Annotated in this window: 26 protein-coding genes and 1 pseudogene; 12 read left to right on the plus strand and 15 right to left on the minus strand. The window is 61.6% G+C overall.

All coding sequences use genetic code 11. From position 1 onward, the window contains the following. Positions 1-9: 9 nt before the first annotated feature. From BJI47_RS03470 to BJI47_RS03480, 3 genes are all read right to left on the minus strand, one after another. Positions 10-1,047 (minus strand): DDE-type integrase/transposase/recombinase, encoded by a 1,038-nt coding sequence (locus BJI47_RS03470; RefSeq protein ID WP_217808503.1) that lies wholly within the window; start codon positions 1,045-1,047, stop codon positions 10-12. Continuing rightward, a complete protein-coding gene (locus BJI47_RS03475) occupies positions 1,020-1,481 on the minus strand; it encodes a hypothetical protein (protein ID WP_176224659.1) in 462 nt (153 codons plus the stop codon). Before BJI47_RS03475 ends, BJI47_RS03470 begins: the two co-directional genes overlap by 28 nt. A 115-nt stretch (positions 1,482-1,596) precedes the next feature. Continuing rightward, on the minus strand, positions 1,597-3,150 hold the full coding sequence (locus BJI47_RS03480) for a succinic semialdehyde dehydrogenase (RefSeq protein ID WP_088942424.1): 1,554 nt from the start codon (positions 3,148-3,150) through the stop codon (positions 1,597-1,599). A gap of 165 nt (positions 3,151-3,315) precedes the next feature. Here BJI47_RS03480 and BJI47_RS03485 point away from each other — a divergent pair, with 165 nt between their 5' ends. Together BJI47_RS03485 and BJI47_RS03490 are read left to right on the plus strand one after the other, a co-directional pair. Beyond that, positions 3,316-4,602 carry a lipase family protein gene (locus BJI47_RS03485; RefSeq protein ID WP_254900349.1) on the plus strand — a complete coding sequence of 429 codons (1,287 nt, stop codon included), beginning with the start codon at positions 3,316-3,318 and terminating at the stop codon, positions 4,600-4,602. A gap of 60 nt (positions 4,603-4,662) precedes the next feature. Beyond that, entirely contained in the window at positions 4,663-5,412 is a 750-nt protein-coding gene (locus BJI47_RS03490; RefSeq protein WP_088942445.1) for a MerR family transcriptional regulator, read from the plus strand. A gap of 16 nt (positions 5,413-5,428) precedes the next feature. On the opposite strand, the gene BJI47_RS03495 is transcribed toward BJI47_RS03490, so the two are convergent. From BJI47_RS03495 to BJI47_RS24415, 3 genes are all read right to left on the minus strand, one after another. After that, complete coding sequence (locus tag BJI47_RS03495) at positions 5,429-5,794, minus strand: hypothetical protein (protein ID WP_088942426.1); 366 nt, start codon at positions 5,792-5,794, stop codon at positions 5,429-5,431. After that, entirely contained in the window at positions 5,791-6,951 is a 1,161-nt protein-coding gene (locus tag BJI47_RS03500; RefSeq protein ID WP_254900350.1) for a hypothetical protein, read from the minus strand. The genes BJI47_RS03495 and BJI47_RS03500 overlap by 4 nt, the downstream gene beginning before the upstream one ends. A 69-nt stretch (positions 6,952-7,020) precedes the next feature. Beyond that, positions 7,021-7,794, minus strand: coding sequence for a hypothetical protein (locus tag BJI47_RS24415; RefSeq protein ID WP_254900351.1), 774 nt, complete (start codon positions 7,792-7,794; stop codon positions 7,021-7,023). An 88-nt stretch (positions 7,795-7,882) separates the two neighbouring features. Between BJI47_RS24415 and BJI47_RS03515 the strand changes: the two genes are divergently transcribed. The 3 genes from BJI47_RS03515 to rraA are packed head-to-tail and all read left to right on the plus strand — an operon-like array spanning position 7,883 to position 9,028. After that, positions 7,883-8,158 (plus strand): hypothetical protein, encoded by a 276-nt coding sequence (locus BJI47_RS03515; RefSeq protein WP_088942447.1) that lies wholly within the window; start codon positions 7,883-7,885, stop codon positions 8,156-8,158. 11 nt (positions 8,159-8,169) lie between these two features. Beyond that, entirely contained in the window at positions 8,170-8,541 is a 372-nt protein-coding gene (locus BJI47_RS03520; RefSeq protein ID WP_088942428.1) for a DUF5313 family protein, read from the plus strand. Positions 8,542-8,551: 10 nt separating this feature from the next. Continuing rightward, positions 8,552-9,028 carry a ribonuclease E activity regulator RraA gene (gene rraA / locus BJI47_RS03525; protein WP_088942429.1) on the plus strand — a complete coding sequence of 159 codons (477 nt, stop codon included), beginning with the start codon at positions 8,552-8,554 and terminating at the stop codon, positions 9,026-9,028. Positions 9,029-9,118: 90 nt separating this feature from the next. Here the strand turns inward: rraA and BJI47_RS03530 are convergent, their stop codons facing one another. Continuing rightward, positions 9,119-9,826, minus strand: coding sequence for a YoaK family protein (locus BJI47_RS03530; RefSeq protein WP_088942430.1), 708 nt, complete (start codon positions 9,824-9,826; stop codon positions 9,119-9,121). A gap of 216 nt (positions 9,827-10,042) precedes the next feature. Here BJI47_RS03530 and BJI47_RS03535 point away from each other — a divergent pair, with 216 nt between their 5' ends. After that, the gene (locus BJI47_RS03535) at positions 10,043-10,603 is read left to right on the plus strand and encodes a TetR/AcrR family transcriptional regulator (RefSeq protein WP_088942448.1); all 561 of its coding nucleotides are present in this window, start codon (positions 10,043-10,045) and stop codon (positions 10,601-10,603) included. A gap of 8 nt (positions 10,604-10,611) precedes the next feature. Here the strand turns inward: BJI47_RS03535 and BJI47_RS03540 are convergent, their stop codons facing one another. Together BJI47_RS03540 and BJI47_RS03545 are read right to left on the minus strand one after the other, a co-directional pair. Then, positions 10,612-11,274, minus strand: a complete 663-nt coding sequence (locus BJI47_RS03540) for a GAP family protein (protein ID WP_088942431.1) — start codon at positions 11,272-11,274, stop codon at positions 10,612-10,614. 115 nt (positions 11,275-11,389) lie between these two features. After that, on the minus strand, positions 11,390-12,304 hold the full coding sequence (locus BJI47_RS03545; RefSeq protein ID WP_176224660.1) for an aminotransferase class IV: 915 nt from the start codon (positions 12,302-12,304) through the stop codon (positions 11,390-11,392). Between the two features lie 134 nt (positions 12,305-12,438). Between BJI47_RS03545 and BJI47_RS03550 the strand changes: the two genes are divergently transcribed. The 3 genes and pseudogenes from BJI47_RS03550 to BJI47_RS24950 all read left to right on the plus strand — a co-directional run. Further along, positions 12,439-12,636: a hypothetical protein gene (locus BJI47_RS03550; protein WP_088942432.1), complete on the plus strand. Its 198-nt coding sequence runs from the start codon at positions 12,439-12,441 to the stop codon at positions 12,634-12,636. Between the two features lie 213 nt (positions 12,637-12,849). Then, the gene (locus BJI47_RS03555) at positions 12,850-14,457 is read left to right on the plus strand and encodes an FMN-binding glutamate synthase family protein (RefSeq protein WP_088942433.1); all 1,608 of its coding nucleotides are present in this window, start codon (positions 12,850-12,852) and stop codon (positions 14,455-14,457) included. Between the two features lie 175 nt (positions 14,458-14,632). Then, positions 14,633-14,806 (plus strand): annotated as a pseudogene (locus tag BJI47_RS24950) (hypothetical protein); the annotation flags it as partial. A 258-nt stretch (positions 14,807-15,064) separates the two neighbouring features. Here the strand turns inward: BJI47_RS24950 and BJI47_RS24955 are convergent. Then, on the minus strand, positions 15,065-15,478 hold the full coding sequence (locus BJI47_RS24955) for a WhiB family transcriptional regulator (RefSeq protein ID WP_368655870.1): 414 nt from the start codon (positions 15,476-15,478) through the stop codon (positions 15,065-15,067). Between the two features lie 408 nt (positions 15,479-15,886). Next, on the minus strand, positions 15,887-16,444 hold the full coding sequence (locus tag BJI47_RS03570; RefSeq protein ID WP_088942435.1) for a helix-turn-helix domain-containing protein: 558 nt from the start codon (positions 16,442-16,444) through the stop codon (positions 15,887-15,889). 312 nt (positions 16,445-16,756) lie between these two features. Here BJI47_RS03570 and BJI47_RS03575 point away from each other — a divergent pair, with 312 nt between their 5' ends. Beyond that, the gene (locus BJI47_RS03575) at positions 16,757-17,068 is read left to right on the plus strand and encodes an AzlD domain-containing protein (protein WP_217808504.1); all 312 of its coding nucleotides are present in this window, start codon (positions 16,757-16,759) and stop codon (positions 17,066-17,068) included. A gap of 111 nt (positions 17,069-17,179) precedes the next feature. Next, positions 17,180-19,312, plus strand: a complete 2,133-nt coding sequence (locus BJI47_RS03580) for a heavy metal translocating P-type ATPase (RefSeq protein WP_088942436.1) — start codon at positions 17,180-17,182, stop codon at positions 19,310-19,312. A 71-nt stretch (positions 19,313-19,383) separates the two neighbouring features. Here the strand turns inward: BJI47_RS03580 and BJI47_RS03585 are convergent, their stop codons facing one another. From BJI47_RS03585 to BJI47_RS03600, 4 genes are all read right to left on the minus strand, one after another. Further along, positions 19,384-20,007: a DUF305 domain-containing protein gene (locus BJI47_RS03585; RefSeq protein WP_088942437.1), complete on the minus strand. Its 624-nt coding sequence runs from the start codon at positions 20,005-20,007 to the stop codon at positions 19,384-19,386. 89 nt (positions 20,008-20,096) lie between these two features. Then, positions 20,097-20,501: a DUF6153 family protein gene (locus BJI47_RS03590; RefSeq protein WP_088942452.1), complete on the minus strand. Its 405-nt coding sequence runs from the start codon at positions 20,499-20,501 to the stop codon at positions 20,097-20,099. Between the two features lie 57 nt (positions 20,502-20,558). Then, positions 20,559-21,020 (minus strand): MarR family winged helix-turn-helix transcriptional regulator, encoded by a 462-nt coding sequence (locus BJI47_RS03595; RefSeq protein WP_088942438.1) that lies wholly within the window; start codon positions 21,018-21,020, stop codon positions 20,559-20,561. After that, positions 21,017-21,622, minus strand: a complete 606-nt coding sequence (locus BJI47_RS03600) for a DJ-1/PfpI family protein (protein ID WP_088942453.1) — start codon at positions 21,620-21,622, stop codon at positions 21,017-21,019. Before BJI47_RS03600 ends, BJI47_RS03595 begins: the two co-directional genes overlap by 4 nt. Positions 21,623-21,737: 115 nt before the next feature. Between BJI47_RS03600 and BJI47_RS03605 the strand changes: the two genes are divergently transcribed. Then, positions 21,738-22,754, plus strand: a complete 1,017-nt coding sequence (locus tag BJI47_RS03605; RefSeq protein WP_088942439.1) for a DUF5914 domain-containing protein — start codon at positions 21,738-21,740, stop codon at positions 22,752-22,754. Positions 22,755-22,760: the final 6 nt, after the last annotated feature.

Below are 22,760 nucleotides of genomic sequence, written 5' to 3' on the forward strand. Positions count from 1 at the left end.
CGGAAGTTGTCAACCTGTCCGAGACAGGTTGGTGTTGATCCCGGTGGGTCCGGGAAGGTCAGGGGCACAGGGTGCTGCGCGATAGCGTTCGGGGTGGTTGGCGTAAGCCCGGTCGAGTGCACGCTGGCGTCGTTGCTGAGTGTCAGCAGCGATGCCGGTGTGCACCTGATGTGGTGTGTGCCGTCCGAGTCCACTGTGGCGGTGTTCAGTGGCGTAGCGATGAAGAAACTCTGTTGTCCATGTGCGGGCGTGCTCGATGTCATCGAAGTGCGGTGGGCAGTTGAGGTCGTATTTGATGGTCTTGAACAATGACTCCGAAAACGGATTGTCATCGCTGACCCTCGGTCGTGAATACGTCGGGACGACGTTCTCGGCGACGAGAGATCTCACCAGAGCATCCGAACGCATGACTGCACCATTGTCTGCGTGCACTCCGTTAGGTGCCCCGAATCGTTCGATAGCGCGGGCGAACATCGCTACCGCCAGGGCAGAGTCTTCCGAGTATTCGACACGCCAACCCACCGGATAGCGGGAGAACACATCTATGACCAGATACAACCTGTATCGATCCTGGGTCCGTGGCCCCCGCAGTTCGGTGACATCCCAGGACCACAGTTCACCGACGTCGCCGGCGTGCACGATCGGCTTGCTGCGATGTTGGACGAGACCGCCGAGCTTGCTGCGTCGACGATCACCGACCAACCCCTGTTGGGCGGCTATCCGGTAGAACGTACGCTCGCTGCAGTCAATTTTCTCGGCATCGAATGCACGCCAATATGTTTGAACGACAGACAGATCGGCGTAGTCGTCAGCTTCGAGGACTGACACGATCGCAGTCCGTTCGGATGCGGTCAGTGCTGCTGGTTGGTGTCGATCCTTGTGCGGTGTCGGATCGACGACAGGGCGGTAGTGGGAGTAGTTGCGTGTTATTCGGTAATAGGTGGCGCGTGCGATACCGACCAATTCGCATCCGTCACGGACACCGACGTCAGCTCCCACGAGCGCGCCGACGAGGGCGATCAGGACAGTTTGTTGCGCTCGAGCCACCGTGCGTATTCGTTCGCGCTCAGCAGTGTTACCGGAATCTCGGTCGGGTCCTCGTTCGGTGAGCTCGTGGTGATTCCTTCCAAGAGCTCGTACGCTTTTCCCAGGATCTCTTGCACCGCCTCGCTCTGGGCGAGTTTGTGTTTGAGTTCGCGGTTCTCTTTACGGAGTCTGTTGAATTCGGCGCGGTCGAAGTTCTCCATGCGGCGTAGTGACCTCTTTTCTGCGGCCGGAGCCATCTGTGCTTCGTATTCTCCCTCGTCTCGGCTCCGAAGCCAGTTCCGCACGGTCGCTCTGGTGAGGTTGTGCTCACGCATCAGTCGAACCTTCGATCCGTGGTCGGTACACAGATCCCACTCTTCGACGAACGCGATCCGAAACGCAACCGGAAACGTGCGCCCGCCCGTGCGGGTGCGTCCGATCTCGATGTCGATCACAAGCAACTCGATTCCCCGCCTACTTTGCCAGGATGTGTCTCACGATCATCCTGGCAAAGAACGGGCGAGCATGGGTGCGCGGTTCACAAAAAGGGTGCGAGGTCAGCAGAAAGTACTACCGACCCGGGATGTACTGCAGAGCCTTCACGAACGGAGGCATGATCTTCGCCCAGAGCTTCGGTGAAATTCCGCGCGGCCCACCGAGGTTGAGCAGTCGCGTCGTCGCGACGGTCTGCGACTCGGTGTACTTGAGCAGCCCTTCCGGTCCATGACGACGGCCCACGCCGGAGATTCCCATGCCACCCATCGGGGCGCCGGTCGATCCCCAAGTCGGTGCGTAACCCTCATCGACATTGACAGTTCCCGAGTGCAGGCGCACAGCGATCGCCTCGCCCTGTGCCTTGGTCTTGGCCCACACACTGCCGTTCAGGCCGTATTCGGTGTCGTTGGCCTTGGCAATGGCTTCCTCGACGTCGGCGACAGGGTAGATGGACACGAGCGGACCGAAAGTTTCGTTGGCGGCGCACTCCATTTCCTCGGTGACGCCGGTCAGTACGGTGGGCTCGTAGAACAGCGGTCCGACATCGGGTCGCGCCTTGCCGCCTGCAATCACCTTGGCGCCCTTGGCCTTGGCATCGTCGACGTGTGCCGAGACGGTCTCGATCTGGTCCTTGGAAACGAGGCTCCCCATCTCGATACCGAACTCGTAGTCGGCGCCGAGTGACATGTTGCGGACACGCTCACCGAATGTGGCGGTGAACTCATCGGCGATCGACTTCTCGACGTAGATCCGTTCGATAGCGATACACAGTTGGCCCGAGTTGGAGAAGCATGCGCGCACTGCCGCGTCGGACACGGTCCGAAGGTTGGCGCCCTTGGCGACGATCATGGCGTTCTTGCCACCGAGTTCGGCGGAGAAGCCGATGAGTCGACGCCCCGCCTGCTCGGCAAGCAATTTGCCCGTCGCGCTGGATCCGGTGAACATGAGGTACTCGGTGTTCTCGACGAGGGCGGTACCGACGACGGAACCGGGCCCGGGAACGACGGCGAACAGGTCACGCGGCAGGCCGGCCTTGTAGAGCAGTTCGACGACGGCAAGAGCGCAGTAGGGCGTCTGGGAGTCTGGCTTGAGTACGACGCCATTGCCTGCCAGCAGGGCCGCGATGGCATCGGACACCGCAAGAGTCATCGGATAGTTCCACGGCGAAATGACGCCGACGATGCCTTTGGGCTGGTAATGAACGGTGGTCTTCGTCAGCACAGGAAGCATGCCGGTGACGCGCTTGGGCGCCAAGAGCTTTGCTGCCGTTCGGGCGTAGTGCCGCGCGGTCATCGCGATGTCCAGCACTTCTTCTTGAGCGGCGGCACGGGACTTACCGGTCTCGGCCTGAGCCATGTCCATCAGCTCGTCACGGTGCGCCAACACCAGGTCACGGTACCTGTGGAAGATTTCGGCTCGCTCGGACACCGGGCGTTTCGCCCACGCCTTCTGCGCGATGCGAGCCCGCGCGATGGCCTCGGTGGCGTCGGCGGCGGTACCGACCGGGATGGTCGCCAGTTCCTTACCCGTGAACACCTCGGTGATCGACTTCGTCGGGCGGTCGGCGGCATTGGGGATTGCGATGAGTTCAGCGAGCCTGGAGAAGGTCGCAGTGGACGGAGCTGGCATATCGTTACCCCTACTGGTGAGTAGTTCTTGGAGTTACACCTAACGTACCTGGTCGGTGGCTCGGAATACCTAGGGCCGTGGGCACGGTGTACCAGTTGTTGCCTGCGGGGATAGGAACCCGCCCACAATGCGTGCAAGTGGAACACCATGCTCACCCTCGGGGGGGTGCGCCGCGACTTGTGGCACCATGGGGATCGGTCTTTCCTAGGCGTCGGGGCGCTCGAAGACGATCAGGGTGGGGACTTCATGCGTAGGACATTCGTTCTGGCAGGCGCAGCAGCACTGATGCTCGCTTTCACACCGATGGCAACAGCCGATCCTCTCGGAGACATCATCACTCCCCCTGACGACCCGTCCGCATACTTGCCGACGCCGCTCGAGGATCCGTGGTTCACCCCGCCCGCTGGGCACGAAACCAGCGAGCCCGGGACAGCCCTGAGGACCAGAAGTGTTGCAGTGCAACCAGGTACGACGTCAATGCAAGTACTGTTCCGATCCACCGACTCGAAGAACAATCCCATCGCAGCTGCCACGACGGTCATCGTCCCGGACGGCCCATGGACCGGTGACGGCCCGCGTCCGGTCGTCGCATACAACGAGGCGACCGATTCGCTCGGCAATGCGTGCGCGCCCTCCTACACGCTCCCTCGGAGTACGAACAAGGAGCTCGATCGTATTCAAGAGCTGCTCGCGCGCAACTACGCCGTCGTGGTCACCGACTATCAGGGTCCGCGGCAGGCCTACTCCGCCGGACTCGTCGCCGGCCACGCGGTGCTTGACGGCCTCCGCGCCTCGCAGAGTGTCGGCGTCGACGCCGATGCTCCGGTGGCCATCACCGGCTACTCGGGTGGGGCAATAGCGTCGGGGTGGGCAGCTCAGTTGGCACCGAAGTACGCGCCGGAGCTCGATATCGTCGGCGTCGCACTCGGTGGACCGCCGACCGACTACAAGATTCTGCAGCGTTCGCTCAACGGCGGGATCGGGTCCGGCCTGTTCACCGCAGCGACCATCGGGTTGTCCAGGGAGTACCCGGAGATGCGCACGCTGGCCAACGAGGACGGCAAGCGATTGGCACTGGTGCAGAAAGACCAGTGCGTCGACGTGCTGTCCTACAGCGGATTGCTGCTGTTCGACCAGCAGAACTTGTCCAACGTCCCCGACGTGTTCAACCATCCGATCACTCGCACAGTGATCGAGGAGAATCGCATGGGCCAGATCGCGCCCGAGGCGCCCGCATACATCTACCAGGGCCTGCAGGACGATTTGATCCCCAAGGAGGGCGCGGAAGCCGTCCAGGACCAGTGGTGCGCGGCGGGCGCGTCGGTACATCTCGAGGAGATCCCCGGCGATCACTCGACAGCCGAGGGTGCCGGACGGCCAGGCGCATTCAACTGGATCTCGCAGCGTTTGGCGGGCATTCCGACCGGTGGATGCGAAAGACTAATTCGCTGAGTACTTGACCCTCACGCCACGGAAGGCTGCACAGTGTCCTTTGTGAGCGATTCAGAAGGCATGAAGGTGGGCGAGGTCGCCCGCCTGGTCGGGATCAGTGTTCGGGCACTGCACCACTACGACGAGATTGCGTTGGTGGTGCCATCCGGACGTACGACCAAGGGCTATCGCAACTACTCGGCGGAAGACGTGGAACGGCTTCATCAGGTGCTCACCTACCGCGAACTCGGGTTCACGCTCGAGAACATAGCCGCCCTTCTGGACGATCCGACGGTCGATGCGATGGCACATTTACGCCGTCAACGCACATTGTTGGACCAGCGGATCGAACGCTTGCACGAGATGGCTGCGGCCGTGGACAAAATGATGGAGGCAAAGAAAGTGGGAATCCAATTGACACCGCAGGAACAGCGCGAGGTCTTCGGCGACGACTGGCTCGGTGACGAATACGCCACCGAAGCCGAGGAACGCTGGGGAGAAACGGAGCAGTGGAAGCAGTCCCAGTCACGTACCGCGCAGTTCACCAAGGAAGATTGGAAACTGATCAAGGACGAGACCGACACAATGGAGCTCGATCTTGCGGCGGCCCTCGCCGCCGGTACCGCACCGGGATCGGCGGACGCCAACGTGCTGGCGGAGCGGCACCGCGCGAGCATCGAGCGCTACTACGACTGCGGCTACGAAATGCAGGTCAATCTCGCCGAAATGTACTTGGCGGACGAACGATTCACCAAACATTACGACGACATCGCCCCGGGGTTGGCTCAGTATCTGCGTGACGTGATCGTCGCCAACGCCGAGGGGAAATAGGCGACCACCACCGAAGTCATTGCCACGGAATCGTATACGGCTTGTCGTCGTCGGTTGACAGTGCGGGTGGAGGCGCGAACCACATCGACAGCGGATCGCGTTTCAGCTCTTCGACTTCCGGAGGTACGGGGCGGGACAGGGTTTCGATCTCGTCCCATCTACACTCACCCGCCCCGACGCGCGCCGCGTACGCCCTCAGTTCCGCGGAGGCGCCGGGTAAGGATGCGATGTCGTACATCATCGAACCGGTGACCATTCGCGGTTGGTCGAACGACGGCAGCGGAGTGGATTCGACCTGGGCACGCGTCTGAGCTATTCGATCCAATGCGTCGGACATCTTCCGCAGTGCTTGTCGCAGAACAGGATCATCGGGTTCGATCATGCGTCTGCCCACGGTTCATCACCTGTACCGAGCGAATACGGATCCTTCGGCACTTCGTACACCGCGCTCGCATCGGCAGTGTTCTTGATGTCCAGCAACAGCTTTGCATCTTCGATTCTTTCCGTGATGGGCGCCAGCTTCTGTTCGAACTGCTCGTTCATGTGCCCGGTCGGACTGGCCACGAGCGATAGAAATTCCTTGAACGCGTCGGTGATCGTACGGATGGAGTCGACGAGTTTCATGCCTAGGTCGTAGCCGGTCCGCAGAATCTCCCAGATTCTCCACAATTGATACGGGGCCCCGGCAAAGGGAATCTTCTTCGATAAAAAGTCGACTACCCTTGCCCCGCTGGTCAAGTCGAATTCTTTCTCGATCATCTCGCGGACTTTTGTCACCAGTACGCGGATCGAGTTGCTGATTTCTTCTGCCGCGCGTTCGGCGACAGCTTGAATGACACGGCCACACGCCCCCTCCCACTGCATCGCGGCCACTTGCTTTGTCGCGTATTCACTGTAAGCAGCGGCCGCCATTCCGTCCCAGAACTCATCGACACGTACGGTTCCCTGGGCGAGAACATCGCCACCCTTTTCCATCGCTTCGCCCGCGATTCGATAGGTCCAGCCCAATCGCAACAAGTCGTTCCAGTTGCCGCCGATGGGCTCGACGAGTTGCCGAAGCGGACTTTGTCCTATCAGCGCTTCGATTGCGTCATCGATGTCACCGAGCCATCCAGCAGCATCAGCGATTACCGCGGCCAGATCGTCCGGAAGGCTTTCCGGCGGTGGGTAGTCGATTCCTTCAGGGTGTCCGTAGTCCGCAGGATCGCCGAAAAGCTCCGCGGCACCGACCGCAGGCCGTTTCGAATCACCCGGGTCGCTTTCAGGGTGCGGAAAGGGGAGGAGCTGCGTGTGTGCATTCAGCGCCTCGTAGTTGTTCTTCTCCTGATCCGCATACAGCCAGGCCGCGATGTTCAGCTTGTCGCCCAACTCGGTGCAATTCGCCGCCAGATGGACGTGTCTGTTTCGCCACGCGTTCCGAATATCGTCCAGTGGATCGAGAAGGGACCCGAAAATCTCGCCCTGATACGCACCGGCGGGACCAGCGTGCTCGTTGAAATACTTGTACGACGTCAGCGTCTGAAGTCCGATTTCGGACACCGACCGGCCGAGTCCTGAGACCTCATCTGAAAAAGCTCTGAACGTCTCCATTGAAAGATTCCTCGTTGCTCACGTGCGACGTAGTGTGGACACAATCTGGTCGATCGTGTTTCGTGAGAGCGAGCCGTCGAGCTGCTCATAAGAAACAATCATGAAAACGGCAACAGCCGCATTCGAATACCCCTGAGTTGCAACAATATCGAGCGATGCCGCGATCGGATCGCAGTCGAACTTCCGAGCGAGGTTCGATGCCTTCGCCGTGTAACGAACCGCGGGCGCGCCATCGATCTCGAATTCGATCGGAGCCGAGTATTCGATCTTCACAGCATCATTCGGTTCATCTCGAAAGATCAGCTCGGCTGATCGGCTGACATCGAATGCAGCTGCCGGAATATCGATTCCATTGCGCCCCGTGATTCCGGTGTCCGCCTTTGTTGCGCCGTCGCGATGTTCTGGACAGTAGTCGTAGTCGTAATCGGCGATATCACCGAACCGGACCGACTCTTCGCCACTCGCCCATCCCGCAACGCCACCACGATGGAACCGCCAATCCCCCGGCACCGTGTAGCTGAGGCCGTACTTGGTGTCGATCGGAATCGGATCACCGTCGGGAACCTCGATCTCCGGTGGCGCATATTCCATCGACGGGAACCCAGGTGGCGGACCTGCCACCGTGCTGGTCGGAACTGAAGACGGTTGCGGCACAGCAACACTCGTTACCGGTACAACGACACCTTCGTACCTACCAGGGGCATCAGGCCCCATCTTGGGCAACAGAATACCCGCTAGAACGAACAGCCCCAGCAACACCGCGACACGAAAAAGCCGCAATTTCAAGCTCACGAACAACTCCCCCCGAAGATGCAACAAGCTAACACGATCTACCGTCGTTCCTTGGTCGCAGTGGCGTACATGGGTGGATACTCCAGTGATGACACTGACGGTTCGCTCGGCGATGCTGTCCGCCGCCATCGGCAAAGCGAGTGGTTTCCGCAGCTCGATAGGAATCAGCGCCGGTCTACTGACCTTGTTCGACGGGACCAAATACAGACGCCTGGCCGTCGGCGCGTCCGTATTCGCGATTGCCGGTGAGATCGTGATGGACAAGTTGCCATCGACGCGGATTCCGCCGTTGGCTGCTGCCGTCGTCGAGGACCTGGTGGCTTTGGCCATCGGGGCGGCGGTTGCCAAGGAAGTGCTGGCGTAAGGTCGAGACTTGTGAAGCCGAATTTCTGGCAGTACCTGGGTTACCAGCTTGGCCGAGTGCTTCCGCCGCCGATGCACGATTGGGTTCGCGAAGATCTCGTCGGTAGTGGTGCTCAGGCCCGCTACCTGATCCGATTCTCGTTGCCGATCATTCCGTTGCTGTGTTTGTTTCTGCTCTTGCCAGGCCCGTTGTGGATCGGCCTCGCGATGATGGCTTTGCTGTTCATCCCGCTGGTCTATTTCGCGATCGCGTTGATGAACGTCTACCGGCGCCACCGCTTGTTGGTGCACGATCTGGATCCAGAGCTTCTCAACGCAAATACTCAACGTAAAATCGATCACACCCGCGAGGACTACGAAAGGCGTCACGGCCGACTGGACTAGGCTATCGGCCATGACTTCCGTCGAATTCAAGGCAACTGCAGACCTGGCCGACGAGATCGGGCCCGAAATCCGTAGCTGCGACACGCAATTCATCCAGTTCGGCAAGCATGCCGAGTTCGCTGGTCCCATTACCACCATCAAGTGCTTTCAGGACAATCTGCTCGTCAAACAGACCCTCGGTGAGCCCGGTAACGGCGGTGTACTGGTGGTCGACGGCGATGCCGGCATTCACACCGCCCTTGTCGGCGACATCATTGCTGGTCGGGGTGTCACCAACGGGTGGGCAGGGATAATCGTCAACGGGGCGATCCGCGACTCGGCGATCCTCCGCACCCTTGAAATCGGCGTCAAAGCGCTGGGCACCAACCCGCGCAAGAGCACGCAAACCGGATCCGGGGAGAAGAATGTCCCCGTCGAATTCGGTGGCATCACGTTCAATCCGGGCGAAATTGTGTACAGCGACTCCGACGGCGTGGTCGTCGTCTAGCGTCGCGCCGATTCAGCGTGGATATACTCCCCGATTTGGGATCCGAACCGCCTGCAGGGGGTTCGGATCCCAACAAGGGGAGTAAATTGTTCAGAGTGGATGCTCGACGCGCGGTATGCGCCATTCGTCGATCACGAAGAGCGTCAACGCCACCAGCAGCATTCCCGCGGCCACCCAGACTGCTCTGTTCTCCAGTACTTCCGACATCCCGGCGCCGAGAATCGCACCGGTGACGAAGCCCAGGATCACCGAGCCGAAATTGACGGCCCTGGTACTGGCTGCCCTGTCACCGTTGGCGATTCGATGGAACAGGGCCTGCGATAGGCTGCGAAGATTTCCGGTCGTCATCGTGGTGTTGTACGCCGAGTCGACGAGGACCCGAAACGTTGTGACCTGCACAGCTGCAACGAATGAAATAGGCACTGTGACAAACGCGTTCGGAACCGAATCCGGCAAGAACCCGATGATCGCGATCACCAGGATCTCGATGATGAGGACAGCCCGGACCGGACGGCGAACAATACGTGCGACTACCGGCCTGGAAATGAACTCAGCGGTGAACACCCCGAGCACGAACGCCACCAGCGGCGGAAGGTATCCGAGCGCAGACCGCCACTGCCCCGACGCCATGTCGATCCCGGAGAGGATGACGTTGGCCGTCTGAGCATTGGCGAACACACCATCACGGGTGACGAACGTGTAGGCGTCCAGAAACCCGCCGACCGCAGCGAGGAGCACCCCTAGCCGCACCGATTCGGAGGTCACCACGGTCGACTTCGGCACCTCGGAGTCAGTCATCTACGAAGCCCTTTCACTGTTCGCGTCGCACGGACTCGGTCAGGGTACTTTGTGCGGGAAACCGAGGCCGGCGCGCGGACCTGGTTCGCCACGTCCTCTTCCTGGTAGGAGGCCTGTCGACCTCGATGTACGTCGCCTGTCCAGACGAGATCACTCGTTCTTCTAGCGTCGACTACTGTAGAGAACGTTGGTTCTCAGCGCTAGGAGTTGGTCACGATGGAACCGGACAGTGGACGGACCGCCGTCCTGCAGGCAGCCGACAAGCTTTTCTATACACGCGGCATCAACGCCGTCGGCATGGATGAACTGCGAGCAGCAGCCGGAATCTCCCTCAAGCGCATGTACGCACTGTTTCCATCGAAAGCCGAGATCGTCGCTCAGGTACTCGAGCGACGAACCCACATCTGGAATGCGGGAATCGCGGCCGAGGCAGCCACGCACCAATCTGCGCGCGACAGAGTGCTTTCCATCTTCGACTTCCTCGACGCCTGGTTCCGCGAAGACAATTTCCGAGGCTGCGTGTTCATCAACGCGTTCGGCGAGCTGGGGGCCGTCATGCCCGCTGTAGCCGACGCGGCGCACCGTCACAAGCGTGAATTCGTCGAGTACGTCACCAAGTTGGTTGTCGAAGCCGGAGGTTCGCAAACCCTCGGTCTACAGATTGCACTGCTTGCCGAGGGTGCGCAGGCGACCGCAGCCATCTCTGAGCTGCCCGACTCTGCTTTTGTCGCAAAGGCGGCCGCCGCAATGCTCCTCGATTCGGGGACGCACCCGTAGGCGAGTGTTCAAAACAACCCGCCCATTCCCTTGCCGATCAGTACCGCTGAAATCACCAGAATCAGCACACTCATGACGGCCGTGTTGTTGGCCTGCAGCCACTCTTTGAGGGAGGCGAGCGGCGCCTCGAGTCGTTGTGCCGCAATCTGGTAGCCGATCACCGGAATCGCGACTGTCGAGGCCGACAGGATCGAGAAGACGGATACAGCCACGACGGTCTGACCCGCGCCGAGGGCGACACCCCCAATGGTGACACCCGCGGCGATGCACATCAGCAAGTTCTTCGGATTGATCGCGGCCAATGCGAAGCCGACCCCGAGCGCTTTGACGGCGGTCATATCGTCGATGGCCGACATCCACTTCGGAGTCGCGTGTTCTGCCCCACGAGCGCGCCATTGACGGATACCGACCCCGAGCAACAGCACACCGATGACAAGCTTGATCCACGACGATGTGGTGGACGGGTCGTCCTCGGATCCGGTCGCCGCACCGCCCAGGAGAACGAAGATCGTGGTTGCCAGGACTATTCCGGCGATCCACCCGACCGCGAAGCTGATGCTGGCGCTACCTGCGCGTTTACCCAGCAGCATCAGGATCGCGGCGATGATGGGAACTGGCGAGACGGCAACACCGATCGCCAGTGGCAGTAAATCTCCGAGCACTGTTCCCATAGTCGATTCCGTAGAAGTAGAAGCAGTAAATGTTCGCTTCGACGCTATGGGCGGACGGGACCTACCGCATCATCTGTTACGGGTGAGGCGCGATCTCCGCGCGGAAGAGCCACTGTCAGAGGACGGTGACCCAGCCATGCACCTCGTCGCCGACGAGCGCGTCGCGGTGGCGTTTGCGCAACATCGCCGAGAGCGGCCCGATGTCCGGCGACTCTCCCACCGCACGGCCGTCGATCTGAAACACGGGTGCAACCCCAGCGGAGGTACCGCAGACGAATACTTCGTCGGCGATATAGAGCTCGGTAAGGTCGACCACCCTCTCCTGCACCGGAAGCCCTTCCTCGCGAGCGAGAGTCAGGATCGTACGACGGTTGATCCCGTCGAGAATGTCCGAAGTCACGTCCGGTGTGATCAACGTGCCCCCGCGGACGAGGAAGATATTCGCGGCGCTGAGCTCACACACGTGTCCGTTGATGTCGAGGAAGATGCAATCATCGAAACCGCTGTCGATCGCATCCTGTTTGGCCAGAACCGAATTGACGTAGGCACCGTTGACTTTTGCGCGCGAGGGAATCGCATTGTCCGGAATGCGACGCCACACACTCGTTTTCAGACGCATACCGTCCTGCGGGACGATCGGGACCGCGTCGTACAAGAAAATCGACACGGTGGTGTGCAAGCCTCGCACCCGTGTTCCCGGAATCTGCTCGTCGACGTGGACCGTTGCGCGTACGTAGACTTCGCGGTCCGGCGCATTCGCGGCGATCAGCTCACGCGTGACGGCCAGGAATCGGTCGAAATCCCATTCGTCCGCGAACCGATCGATACCGATGATCTTGCATGACTCGAGGAGCCGCTGAAAGTGGTCGCGCAGCCGAAAAGCTGTCCGGGTTTCGCCGTCGATCTGGACCGGGAAGACGGTATAGACGCTCAATCCGTACAGAACTGCCGAGGTGGCCACTCCGAGGGTCGCGTCCTGCGCGTCGATGATGCGGTCGCCGAAATACACCTTGGAATGTGGAGTTGCCATGGGCTGATGCTAGTGCGCGACAAGTTCACCGGTCCACGGGTTTACGGGCGGCCCTCGAAACACACCCCGCTTCTCCCGGCCGTGTCGTAGGCCGGTGATATCAATAGAGGACACCGACGAAGGGAGCACCGACCATGTCCTGCAGAGACTGCACAGCGGCCATCGATCATTGCCACGGCACGCTGGTGATCCACTCGTCAGGCTTGGCGGAGTGCACCGAGCCCGGCTGCGTCGATCTCGAGTACGTACGTCACTACCTGGTGTTGGACTGCTCCGAGGTCACCGGCGGGTGCCAGTGCGTCGCGGAGATCGAGCTGCGTCAGGCATCCTGACCGGAATGTCCGTGCAATCGTAGATCCGCCAGTTCGGAACCACCGCCGGTGAATCAATCGGGACGCATCGCCAGGAACGCGGAGTAACGTCGCGTGCAGCGGTAGACAGGATCAACGCAGCGGAGTTTCTCGAATAGGGCCGCACCGGCGACGATGGGCCGAACCGGTGACCGCCACGAAGGTTGATGCGGCCCGAGTGCGGAGCGCTGCGCGATGATGCGAATTCTGTTGGTCGGCGTACCGGTCTTGCTTGCCGTCGCGTCGGTGGTTGCGACAGCGTTCGGCTCACTCGGGTGGATTGTTGCAGCGGTCGTCTTCACCGTGCTTGCCGCGATCGGCGTCTACGATCTGATCCAGAAACGCCACTCGGTGCTGCGTAACTACCCGATCCTCGGCCACCTGCGGTACCTGCTCGAGCTGGTCCGCCCGGAACTGCAGCAATACTTCATCGAGCGCAACTTCGACGGCCGTCCTTTCGATCGTGACAAGAGGTCACTGATCTACGAGCGCGCCAAGGGAACTGCCGCCGAGCTCTCCTTCGGAACCGAGCGCGATATCGACGCTGCCGGATATGAGCACCTCGTCCACTCCACCGCTCCCGTCGAAGTTCCGGACACTCCACCGCGCGTACGCATCGGCGGTCCGGACTGCACACACCCCTACGACATGGCGTTGTTGAACGTTTCGGCGATGAGCTTCGGTGCGCTGTCTGCCAATGCACTGCAGGCGCTCAATGCCGGTGCCGAACGAGGTGGGTTCGCTCATGACACCGGCGAGGGTGGCCTCACGCCTTATCATCTCGGAGGCGCCGATGTCGTTTGGGAGATCGGTTCGGGTTACTTCGGTTGCCGTACCGAGGACGGCCGCTTCGATCCCGATCAGTTCTCCCGCAAGGCCGCCGACGATCGAGTGAAGTGCTTGTCGCTCAAGCTGAGTCAAGGTGCAAAGCCGGGGATCGGTGGCGTGCTGCCGGCGGCGAAGGTCAGCGCCGAGATTGCCGAGTATCGCGGTGTCCCGCAAGGGGAGAAATGTATCAGTCCAGCGGCGCACCAAGAGTTCTCCACCCCTCGCGGTCTGGTCCGGTTCATCGGGCGCATGCGTGAGCTCGCCGATGGTAAGCCTGTCGGGTTCAAGCTCTGCGTGGGCTCGCGAGTAGATGTTCTGGCAATCTGCAAAGCGATGCTCGAGGAGGGCACAGCCCCGGATTTCATCATTGTCGACGGCGCCGAGGGAGGTACCGCCGCGGCCCCGTTGGAGTACGAGGATCACGTCGGTCTTCCGCTGACCGACGGGCTGATGACACTGCACAATGCATTGGTGGGTTGCGGTCTGCGTCAGCAGATTCGGGTCGGGGCAAGCGGCAAGGTCGCCACCGGAGCCGACATCGTCAAGCGGCTGATCCAAGGCGCCGATTACACCAACTCTGCCCGCGCGATGATGATGGCTGTCGGCTGCATTCAGTCGCAGCGGTGTCACACCAACAAATGCCCAGTGGGAGTTGCCACTCAAGACCCCAAGCGCGCACGGGCGCTCGACGTCGAGGACAAAAGCACACGAGTGTTCCGATACCAGCAGGCCACCGTCGCTCAAGCGTCGAAGATCATGGCATCGATGGGCGTGAGCGAGCCTTCCGGACTCACCCCACACATGTTGCGCAAGCGAATTGGTCCGATCAGCCAGCAGTCGTACGCAGAGATCTACGAATGGCTCGCACCAGCGGTGCTGCTGAATGACCCGCCGGCCTCATGGGCAGCGGACTGGAAGATCGCCGATCCCGACAGCTTCACCCCTGCCCCCTGGCATCAGGCCGCTCGAGGATAAAAAGTTGTTACATGCCCAATATGAGCATGGGGACGGACTCCCTTCAAGAGGTGAACAACGACGCGGTCTTTGCCGACGCCATGGATGCGCCCGCGGGCGCGCTCCACTCTGCACCGTCACATAGCGAGTCGGCCGCAGATCCAAGCGATGTCGGAACTGACTTCTCCGTACGGCCGTTACCTACGATCTGCCTGCCACATTCGTGGTCTTCGACAACCGACGCTTGGACATGGTGATGCTCGAACAGGAGCAGTCGGGTGTGGCCGATCCGGAAGAGGGAGCGACGCCCGTCGAGTTCGATGCGAAGTCCCGGCAACTCGTCCCCACTTCACCCGCTCAGTGCCGGTGATGTCGGCGCACCCTGCGGTACATGGGTGCATCGGAAACGGCGCTCTCGTCGATCTTCCCTGAAGATCAGCGAACCAGTCCATTTCGTCGATCGTGAGATCGAGGGACTGTGCAAGTTGAGTCGTTGTCTCGTAGCGAGGCACCAATGCATCCTCGGTCGTGCCCATCGGGCATTGCCACTGAGGTGTTCCAGTGTCAGCGTTCGCAGATCTGAAACGGGTGAGTTACCTCGACGAGACTCCGAAACTTCTTGGTCCGCCTACGCCCGCCCAAGCCTGACTGATTCGGATCGGTCACCTGCCGCGGTTTTTCGCTCTCTCGGACTCAGTCCACCCCATACGCCGTGACTCTGACTAGTTTCCAGAGCGTACCGGTGACAGAAACCGATGACTGCGCAAGTGGCACAGATCGATTTGGCTTCACTTTCCCGCACTCGTCGTTCTTCGGCCCCCTCGTTGTGCACTGCGAAAAAGACGTCGGCGTCGATCGCGCTGCAGGCTGCCTCAACTCGCCAAGACGCCGGAGATGCTGTCATCGACCGAGCTTCTCGGGTGTACGTTCCCACCCAATCTCCGGGCTGCACTTGACCCGATCCAATTTGAGATCCCGGGTATCGCGGACGCAGACTGGCCAGGTGGGACGAATCCACACGACGTACTATGGGTTTGGTCATTTGCTAATGATAACGATTGCCATTAAGGATGGTCGGCCGGGTGGTGGAGCTCGGCGTACACGCTCTCGCCGCGGCCCGCACGCGCGGAAACTCGTCTCACAGGCTGGTCTTCATCGTCGCCACCGCGGTGTTGCCCCTCCCGTGGCGTGACAGTCGTCGAGGGCATTCACACAACCGTAGAACCCCGGCCGTACCAGAGAAGTGGTCCGCGGTTGCACCTGCGCCGGCTCTCCAGGCATCCATGTGCACCACACTTCTGAACAAGTGCGTTGTCTTCTGAAACCGACACCCACGCGCCGCTGCTGTCTCCCACTGCGCCAAAAATGGTCCGACTTCTGCGCGATGTTCCGCCCTTGGAGTTCTGCGTATCGAGCGAGAGTTCCAAACGGATCCTCCTCGGGCACTGCGCTAGAGGTGCTCGGACACCAGTACCGCCACGGTGTTCGGCTCCAATGCTTCGAAGGTGTGCAGCTGATCCCCCGGGTAGGAAATGTAGTCACCGGGATGTAGCTCGACAGGGGCTTCGGTAGGTCCGACCAGCGCGCGACCCACCGACATGACGACGTGTTCGACGACGCCTGGTGAGTGGGGATCTGCCTGCCGGGCGTCACCGACCTGGGCGTTGATGATGTAGATGTCCCGACGCGCGTGTGGTGGGCACGAGGCGAGCAGCGTCGCTACGTAGTCGGCGTGTTCGGATCCGATGCTCGGCCATTCGCCCGCCCTGATCAGGTGCACTCGCGGTCGGGCAGGCTCGACCAGCTGCGCGAAGGGTACATCGAGGGTGACGCTGAGCGCCCATAAGGTCTCCACGCTCGGGTTGCCTGTTCCCGATTCGAGTTGCGAGAGAGTCGATTTGGCTATTCCGGCTCGGCGTGCGACTTCGGCGGAAGACAGGCCGACCCGTTTGCGTTCACGTTGCAGCGCTGCGGCGATCGCTGCTATGGGCGCACCCGACTCGGCCATCTTCGTTCACTCCATCGGTTGTATCGTTCGGTTTGACGAACACCCTAACATCGTCCACTATTGCGGACGTGCATTCGATATGACGAACACCCGCGTTGCGAGACACCGCCCTCGTCTGCCTTGCCGACGGCCTCGTCGGGATCGGGCTGTTCGTGAGTTGGAACATCGGCGTACTCGGCGGCGCGGCGCTCGGTAGCGCGCCGCAGTGATCGGCGCGGTCATCGCCGCCGCCACCGTACTTCCGCCGGGAATCCCGGTCCTCCTCGCACTTTCCGGAGTTGCGATCGCCCCACTTCTGTCGAAGGTGAACACGTGAATCTCGTCGCTCCGATGCTCGCGCTCACCGTCGGCACCATGCTGCTCCGCATCGTCGGTCCGCTGCTCCGCAGTCGCGTCACATTGTCCCCGCGGATCGAGATACTGAGCTCGACGGCCGTAGCCGTTCTCTTCGTCGCGCTCGTCGCAACCCAAGCGCTGGTCGTCGCGAACGAATTCGCAGGGTTCGCACTTCCCGCAGGAGTTGTCGTTGCCGCCGTGCTGGCCTGGCGCAAAGCACCGTTCGTTGCCATCGTCGTAGCGGCATCGGCAACGACTGCCGCCCTGCGGTTCGTCGGCGTTGCTTGACCCAATCGAAGAACCCCTTCCCGAGAAGGGCGACGAGGCGTACAGTTCGTACTGGCCCCATACCCCCTAGGGGTATCCACCACGAACTCGATCAGTGGGAGTACATGCACGATGAGCAATCACATGAACCCCGACACTGCACATCCACCTCGGCCGGATTCCGCGCATTCCGGCCAAGATGACATGGCAGGGCACGACATGTCCGGACACCCGGGGCATGCCGGACACGGCGATCACGCCGGCCAGTTCCGTCGTCTGTTCGTCATCATGGTGTTCTTCGCTGTTCCGGTCGTGTTCGCCTCGAACATGTTCGCAATGATCGTCGGCTATTCGCTACCCGATACAGCGTGGATCGCCTGGATCTCACCGGTACTGGGCACAGTCATGTACTTCTGGGGTGGTTCACCGTTCCTGACCGGTGCGGTCAGCGAGATACGTTCGCGGACACCAGGAATGATGCTTCTCATTGCGCTGGCGATCACAGTCGCATTCGTGGCATCGATGGGTTCGAGCATCGGCGTACTCGACAATCAGCTCGACTTCTGGTGGGAACTGGCGCTGCTGATCGTGATCATGCTGCTCGGGCATTGGATCGAGATGCGGTCACTTGCGCAGACCACCTCGGCATTGGACTCACTGGCAGCGCTTCTCCCCGACACCGCCGAACGCGTCGAGGACGGCGAGGTCGTCTCGGTGACGCCGGAGGACTTACGGGTCGGCGACGTCGTCGTCGTCCGCCCAGGTGGGCGGGTGCCTGCCGATGGCACCATCGTCTCCGGGACCGCGAGCATGGACGAATCGATGGTCACCGGCGAATCGCGCACTGTCCGCCGCAGCGACGGTGACCACGTCGTCGCCGGGACCGTCGCCACCGATTCCGGCGTCCGCATCCAGGTCACCGCCATCGGCGAGGACACCGCTCTCGCCGGCATCGGACGTCTGGTCGCCGACGCGCAGAACTCGTCTTCGCGGGCCCAACGCATTGCCGATACCGCGTCGGGCTGGTTGTTCTGGTTCGCGCTGGGAGCCGCGGCCATCACCGCGGGAGTGTGGACACTGTTCGGGCTGCCCGACGACGCCGTGATCCGCACGATCACCGTCCTGGTCATCGCCTGTCCACACGCCCTTGGGTTGGCGATCCCCCTGGTGGTATCCATCGCAACCGAACGAGCCGCCCGCAGCGGTGTCCTGATCAAGGACCGGCTAGCGCTGGAAACCATGCGAACAGTGAACACCGTGGTTTTCGACAAAACAGGAACTCTGACCAAAGGTGAGCCCACCGTCATCGCGATCGAGGTGACCGGGGGCCACACCGCCGACGAAGTCCTGGCGTCGGCCGCGGCCGCCGAAACCGATTCCGAGCATCCTCTCGCCCGTGCCATCGTCGAAGCCGCACGTCACCGCGGACTGACGATACCGACGGCTACCGACTTTCAGTCGTCCCCGGCGATCGGGGTGTCCGCCGACATCTACGGAACTCGCATCCACGTCGGTGGCCCGGGCCTGCTCGAACAGGAGCACGCCCGCGAACTCGCCATCGCCGACCGCTGGGGTGACGACGGTGCGATCATCCTGCACGTCCTCGCCGAAAGCGAGGTCATCGGGGCATTGAAGCTCGCCGACGAGATCCGATCGGAATCACGCTCGGCGATCGAGGAGCTTCACGTCCGCAACATCGAGGTCGTCATGATCACCGGTGACGCTGATGCCGTTGCGAAGTCCGTTGCCACCGAACTCGGTATCGACCGCTATTTCGCCGGAGTCAAGCCTGAGGACAAGTCCCATCACGTCGCCGACTTGCAACGAGAAGGGCGCACAGTGGCGATGGTCGGTGACGGCGTCAACGACGCTCCGGCGCTTGCGCAGGCCGACGTCGGGATCGCTATCGGCGCGGGCACCGACGTCGCCATCGCGTCGGCGGGAGTGATCCTGGCCAGCGACGACCCCCGATCGGTGCTCTCGGTGATCGAGCTTTCGCGTGCCTCGTATCGGAAGATGAAGCAAAACCTTTGGTGGGCAGCGGGATACAACCTCATTTCCGTGCCGCTCGCGGCAGGAGTATTGGCGCCGATCGGGTTCGTGCTGCCGATGTCGGTAGGGGCGATCTTGATGTCGTTGTCGACGGTCATCGTTGCCGCCAATGCGCAGTTGTTGCGCCGACTCGATCTCACCCCTGACAGCATCGCAGGCGAGGAGCATTCGAATGATGTGGCCGAAGAGCATCGACCGGTGCCGAAGAGCTGAGCTCCAGGCAGACAGTGAAACGACCGAAGGCCGCACCCCGACGAGGGGTGCGGCCTTCGGTGTGGAACAGGTCAGCCGAGGAGCTGACGCATCGTGTCGATCTCCTCTTGCTGCGAAGTGACGATCATGCGCGACATCGCCAGAGCCTCAGGATTGGAACCCTGCTCGATCTCGACATTCGCCATGTCGATAGCACCGGTGTGGTGGGCAATCATCATCGTCAACCACTGGCGGTCGAACTCGGGTCCCGAGGACGCCATCAACGAGTCCATTTCCTGGTCGGTCATCATGCCGCTGCCGGAGCCGTGATTCATACCGCCCATCGCTCCCATGTCCGCGGAAGGGGCGGGCTGGCCCCACTCGGAGAGCCACGCGGTCATCTGGTCCATCTCCGGCTGCTGCGCGGCTTCGATCGCCGACGCCAACGCCAGGACGTCTGGATTCTCGGTCCGCCCGGTCGCCATCGCGGACATCTCGACGGCTTGTGCGTGATGCGGGTACATCATCTGCGCGAACATCACGTCGGCGTTGTTGAACTGCGCCGACGCATCCGATGCGGACTGCGATGAGTTCATCGAATGCCCGTCCATCATCTGCCCGCTCACCGGAGTGTTGGAAGAATTGTCGCTGCAGCCGGCGAGGAAAATAACGCCTGCCGAGGCAGCCGCGAGTGCAGCTGATACTGGAGTACGCATGTGAAAGTCCTTACGAGAGTGATCTTTTACGGAGTTCGGATACGAAAAAAAGCGATCCGCCGAGATGCGTGTGCATTTCGGGCTCCCCGTCACACTCGCAAGGTCACCGATTTGTCCAACTCCGAGAGAACCCACGGCGGCGCACGTTCCAGCGCGGAGGCAGTGCGACCGCCGAAGATGTCCACCGCTCGTGGTGAAAGGTCGAAGCCGATGCTGGTGGTCGGCACCGTCAGAGCTGGCCACGACGTCGTCGTGCCCGCGCACGGATGCATCATCTGATGTGCAGACGGGCAGTCGTGCTCGCTGAAAGCAACCGGCCCAGAAGCGTCGAGTCGATACTCCGGCGCCATCGCAGAATTGCCGCTGCCCATCGATGACATGGACGACATCGGTGTCACCGAGTGCATGAGCAGCACCCCGAAGATCGTGAACGCAATCAACAACCCGGTAGCCGAGGCCGTGCCTCGTAGACTGCCGCGGATCACTGAATGCATGCAACCGACGGTACCAGTCATACCCCCGGGGGGTAAAGGCGTCGTGTCGCCGCCGGACTACTCGATTTCGCCCCGATAGCGACGCGAAGCCGCGATGATCTTCGTCATTCCGACCCGGATCCGAAGTATCTCCTCTTCGCCCACTTCCTGCCCGACGGCGTCGGCCCACGCGTGTTGATCGTCGCGTAGCGCCGCCAGAGTGGTCCGACCTGCCGATGTGGGCCGAAGCAATTTGGCTCTTCGATGCTTGGGGTTCTCGAGGTACTCCGCCCACCCCTTTCCCACCAGGATGTCCGCCGTGCGCTGGACGCTCTGCCGCGCAAGACCGAGGCCGACGCGTCGAGCGATCTCGGCGACTGCCAACGGCTCGTCCAATGTGGCGCCGAGGACTTGCCACCATGCGGGCGTCAGGCCGGCCGGTTCAGTTATCTGCCGCGCCGCCGCGAGAAATTCACCGTTCAGTTCGAAAGTCGGCAGTACGGCGGAGGTCAGCGCATCACCGGCAGGTGAACGGGTCATCCGGCGACCAACTGGTCGTAGAACTTGCGCTCTCCGGTGGAGTACAGCCCGTACCAGGCCTCGATGATCGGCTCCGGGAAGAGTTCGAGTAGCTCGAACATCGCTTTCGTGAACTGCAGTGCAGCTGTCCCCGGCGCGGTCACCAAGGAGTGATCGGACACCACCCGCAGATCACGATAGTGCTCGCTACCTGTGTATTCGGTTGCACCGGAAATGAATTCGAGTGCATTGCTGGTATGCGGGCGAGCGTTCAGAGCTCCGGTGCGCGCAAGCCCGAGCGTGGCACCGCAGATGGCACCGACGGGTATTGCTCGTTCGATCGCCGTCCGAGCAAGCGCGAGGACCGCGGTATGCCCCTCACCCCATGTGTCGCCGCCGGGGAGGACGAGTGCCGCGAGCGATTCGACGTCGAGATCGGCGACGTCGCCGTCGGGAAGAACACGAATGCCACCGGCGGTGGTGACTGCACCGCCGCCGTCGGAGACAACCTTCAGTTCGTACCGAGAGCTGCCTTGTTGCCGCGCCATGGCGATGCCGGCCACGAGGTATCCGTATTCCCAGTCGGCCATGGTGTCGAGTGCGTAGAGAGCAATGGTCTTCATCGAAGCCTCCATAATTGACAGGGTGCTGTCAGATTACTCTCACGCCAAGTGTGATGTCGTCGAAATTGGGCACAATAGAGTCGATACACGAAACCAGCACGGAAAGCGGGTACCCATGGCAGCCCTCGATGCACTACGCGGCCGGTGGCCGAAAAGCTTGCCCCTGCAGCCATTACCTGCGGAAGCGTGGGCCAAACAGGAGCCGACGTGGAAGGGTGCGAATCCGCAGGTCATCGAGTCCGCGCTCAAACGCGCGAAGATGCGGCCGTCGGGAAACTGGTTCGTCTTCGCCGCGAGCCGTGACGTTCCGAAGGACAAGCCGTTCGGACGGCACATCGGTGGCACCGAACTGGTCGCCTGGCGCGATGAGAAGCAAGGAATCCACATCGCCCCCGGGGTGTGCCCACACCTGGGCGCGCCGCTGGACAAGGCCAAGATCGAATGCGACACCCTCATCTGCCTGTGGCACGGCATGCCGCTCGGCCCCAAGGGGCGTCCCGGGTGGAAGCCGTTACCCGCGTTCGACGACGGCATTCTCGTCTGGGTCCGGATGGACGAACTCGGTGGTGAAGAGCCGACCGAAGTACCGATCGTCCCGATCCGACCGCCGGCCGCGAACTCCGTCGATGCTGTGGTGACGGTGACCGGCATCTGTGAACCGGACGATATCGTCGCCAATCGCCTCGATCCGTGGCACGGGGCCTGGTTCCATCCGTACTCGTTCGCACGACTGAAGGTGGTCGACGCGCCCACCGACGTCGATGTCCCCGAAAAGGACGATCGGTTCCTGGTAGACGTGACATTCCGCGTCAGCCGCGGAATCGGCGTACCGGTCCGTGTCGAATTCGTCTGCCCAGGTCCGCGCACCATCGTGATGCGCATCCTCGAAGGCGAGGGCATCGGAAGCGTCGTCGAGACGCATGCGACGCCACTGGGCCCCGGGCCGGACGGCAAGCCACGCACAGCCGTCATCGAGGTCACCGTCGCCAGCTCCGAGCGTCCGGGATTCAAGATGGCCCGCAAGGTCGCACCGCTGCTTCGTCCCGCCATGAGTTGGACTGCTGAGCGGCTGTGGAAAGACGACCTCGACTATGCCGAGCGAAGGTACGAATTGCGCTCACGCGGCATGTGAAAAACC

The organism is Rhodococcus sp. 1168, from assembly GCF_002091955.1.
Classification (GTDB): Bacteria; Actinomycetota; Actinomycetes; order Mycobacteriales; family Mycobacteriaceae; genus Rhodococcoides.

Bases quoted from the DNA above. Each gene is read 5' to 3' on its own strand.
- BJI47_RS03535 (WP_088942448.1), top strand. From the start codon at position 10,043: ATGGAACCGGACAGTGGACGGACCGCCGTCCTGCAGGCAGCCGACAAG.
- BJI47_RS03555 (WP_088942433.1), top strand. From the start codon at position 12,850: ATGATGCGAATTCTGTTGGTCGGCGTACCGGTCTTGCTTGCCGTCGCG.
- BJI47_RS03545 (WP_176224660.1), bottom strand. From the start codon at position 12,304: ATGGCAACTCCACATTCCAAGGTGTATTTCGGCGACCGCATCATCGAC.
- BJI47_RS03605 (WP_088942439.1), top strand. From the start codon at position 21,738: ATGGCAGCCCTCGATGCACTACGCGGCCGGTGGCCGAAAAGCTTGCCC.
- BJI47_RS03540 (WP_088942431.1), bottom strand. From the start codon at position 11,274: ATGGGAACAGTGCTCGGAGATTTACTGCCACTGGCGATCGGTGTTGCC.
- BJI47_RS03570 (WP_088942435.1), bottom strand. From the start codon at position 16,444: ATGGCCGAGTCGGGTGCGCCCATAGCAGCGATCGCCGCAGCGCTGCAA.
- BJI47_RS03600 (WP_088942453.1), bottom strand. From the start codon at position 21,622: ATGAAGACCATTGCTCTCTACGCACTCGACACCATGGCCGACTGGGAA.
- BJI47_RS03530 (WP_088942430.1), bottom strand. From the start codon at position 9,826: ATGACTGACTCCGAGGTGCCGAAGTCGACCGTGGTGACCTCCGAATCG.
- BJI47_RS03480 (WP_088942424.1), bottom strand. From the start codon at position 3,150: ATGCCAGCTCCGTCCACTGCGACCTTCTCCAGGCTCGCTGAACTCATC.
- BJI47_RS03515 (WP_088942447.1), top strand. From the start codon at position 7,883: ATGACACTGACGGTTCGCTCGGCGATGCTGTCCGCCGCCATCGGCAAA.
- BJI47_RS03580 (WP_088942436.1), top strand. From the start codon at position 17,180: ATGAGCAATCACATGAACCCCGACACTGCACATCCACCTCGGCCGGAT.
- BJI47_RS03585 (WP_088942437.1), bottom strand. From the start codon at position 20,007: ATGCGTACTCCAGTATCAGCTGCACTCGCGGCTGCCTCGGCAGGCGTT.
- BJI47_RS03550 (WP_088942432.1), top strand. From the start codon at position 12,439: ATGTCCTGCAGAGACTGCACAGCGGCCATCGATCATTGCCACGGCACG.
- BJI47_RS03495 (WP_088942426.1), bottom strand. From the start codon at position 5,794: ATGATCGAACCCGATGATCCTGTTCTGCGACAAGCACTGCGGAAGATG.
- rraA (WP_088942429.1), top strand. From the start codon at position 8,552: ATGACTTCCGTCGAATTCAAGGCAACTGCAGACCTGGCCGACGAGATC.
- BJI47_RS03595 (WP_088942438.1), bottom strand. From the start codon at position 21,020: ATGACCCGTTCACCTGCCGGTGATGCGCTGACCTCCGCCGTACTGCCG.
- BJI47_RS03590 (WP_088942452.1), bottom strand. From the start codon at position 20,501: ATGCATTCAGTGATCCGCGGCAGTCTACGAGGCACGGCCTCGGCTACC.
- BJI47_RS03490 (WP_088942445.1), top strand. From the start codon at position 4,663: ATGAAGGTGGGCGAGGTCGCCCGCCTGGTCGGGATCAGTGTTCGGGCA.
- BJI47_RS24955 (WP_368655870.1), bottom strand. From the start codon at position 15,478: ATGACCAAACCCATAGTACGTCGTGTGGATTCGTCCCACCTGGCCAGT.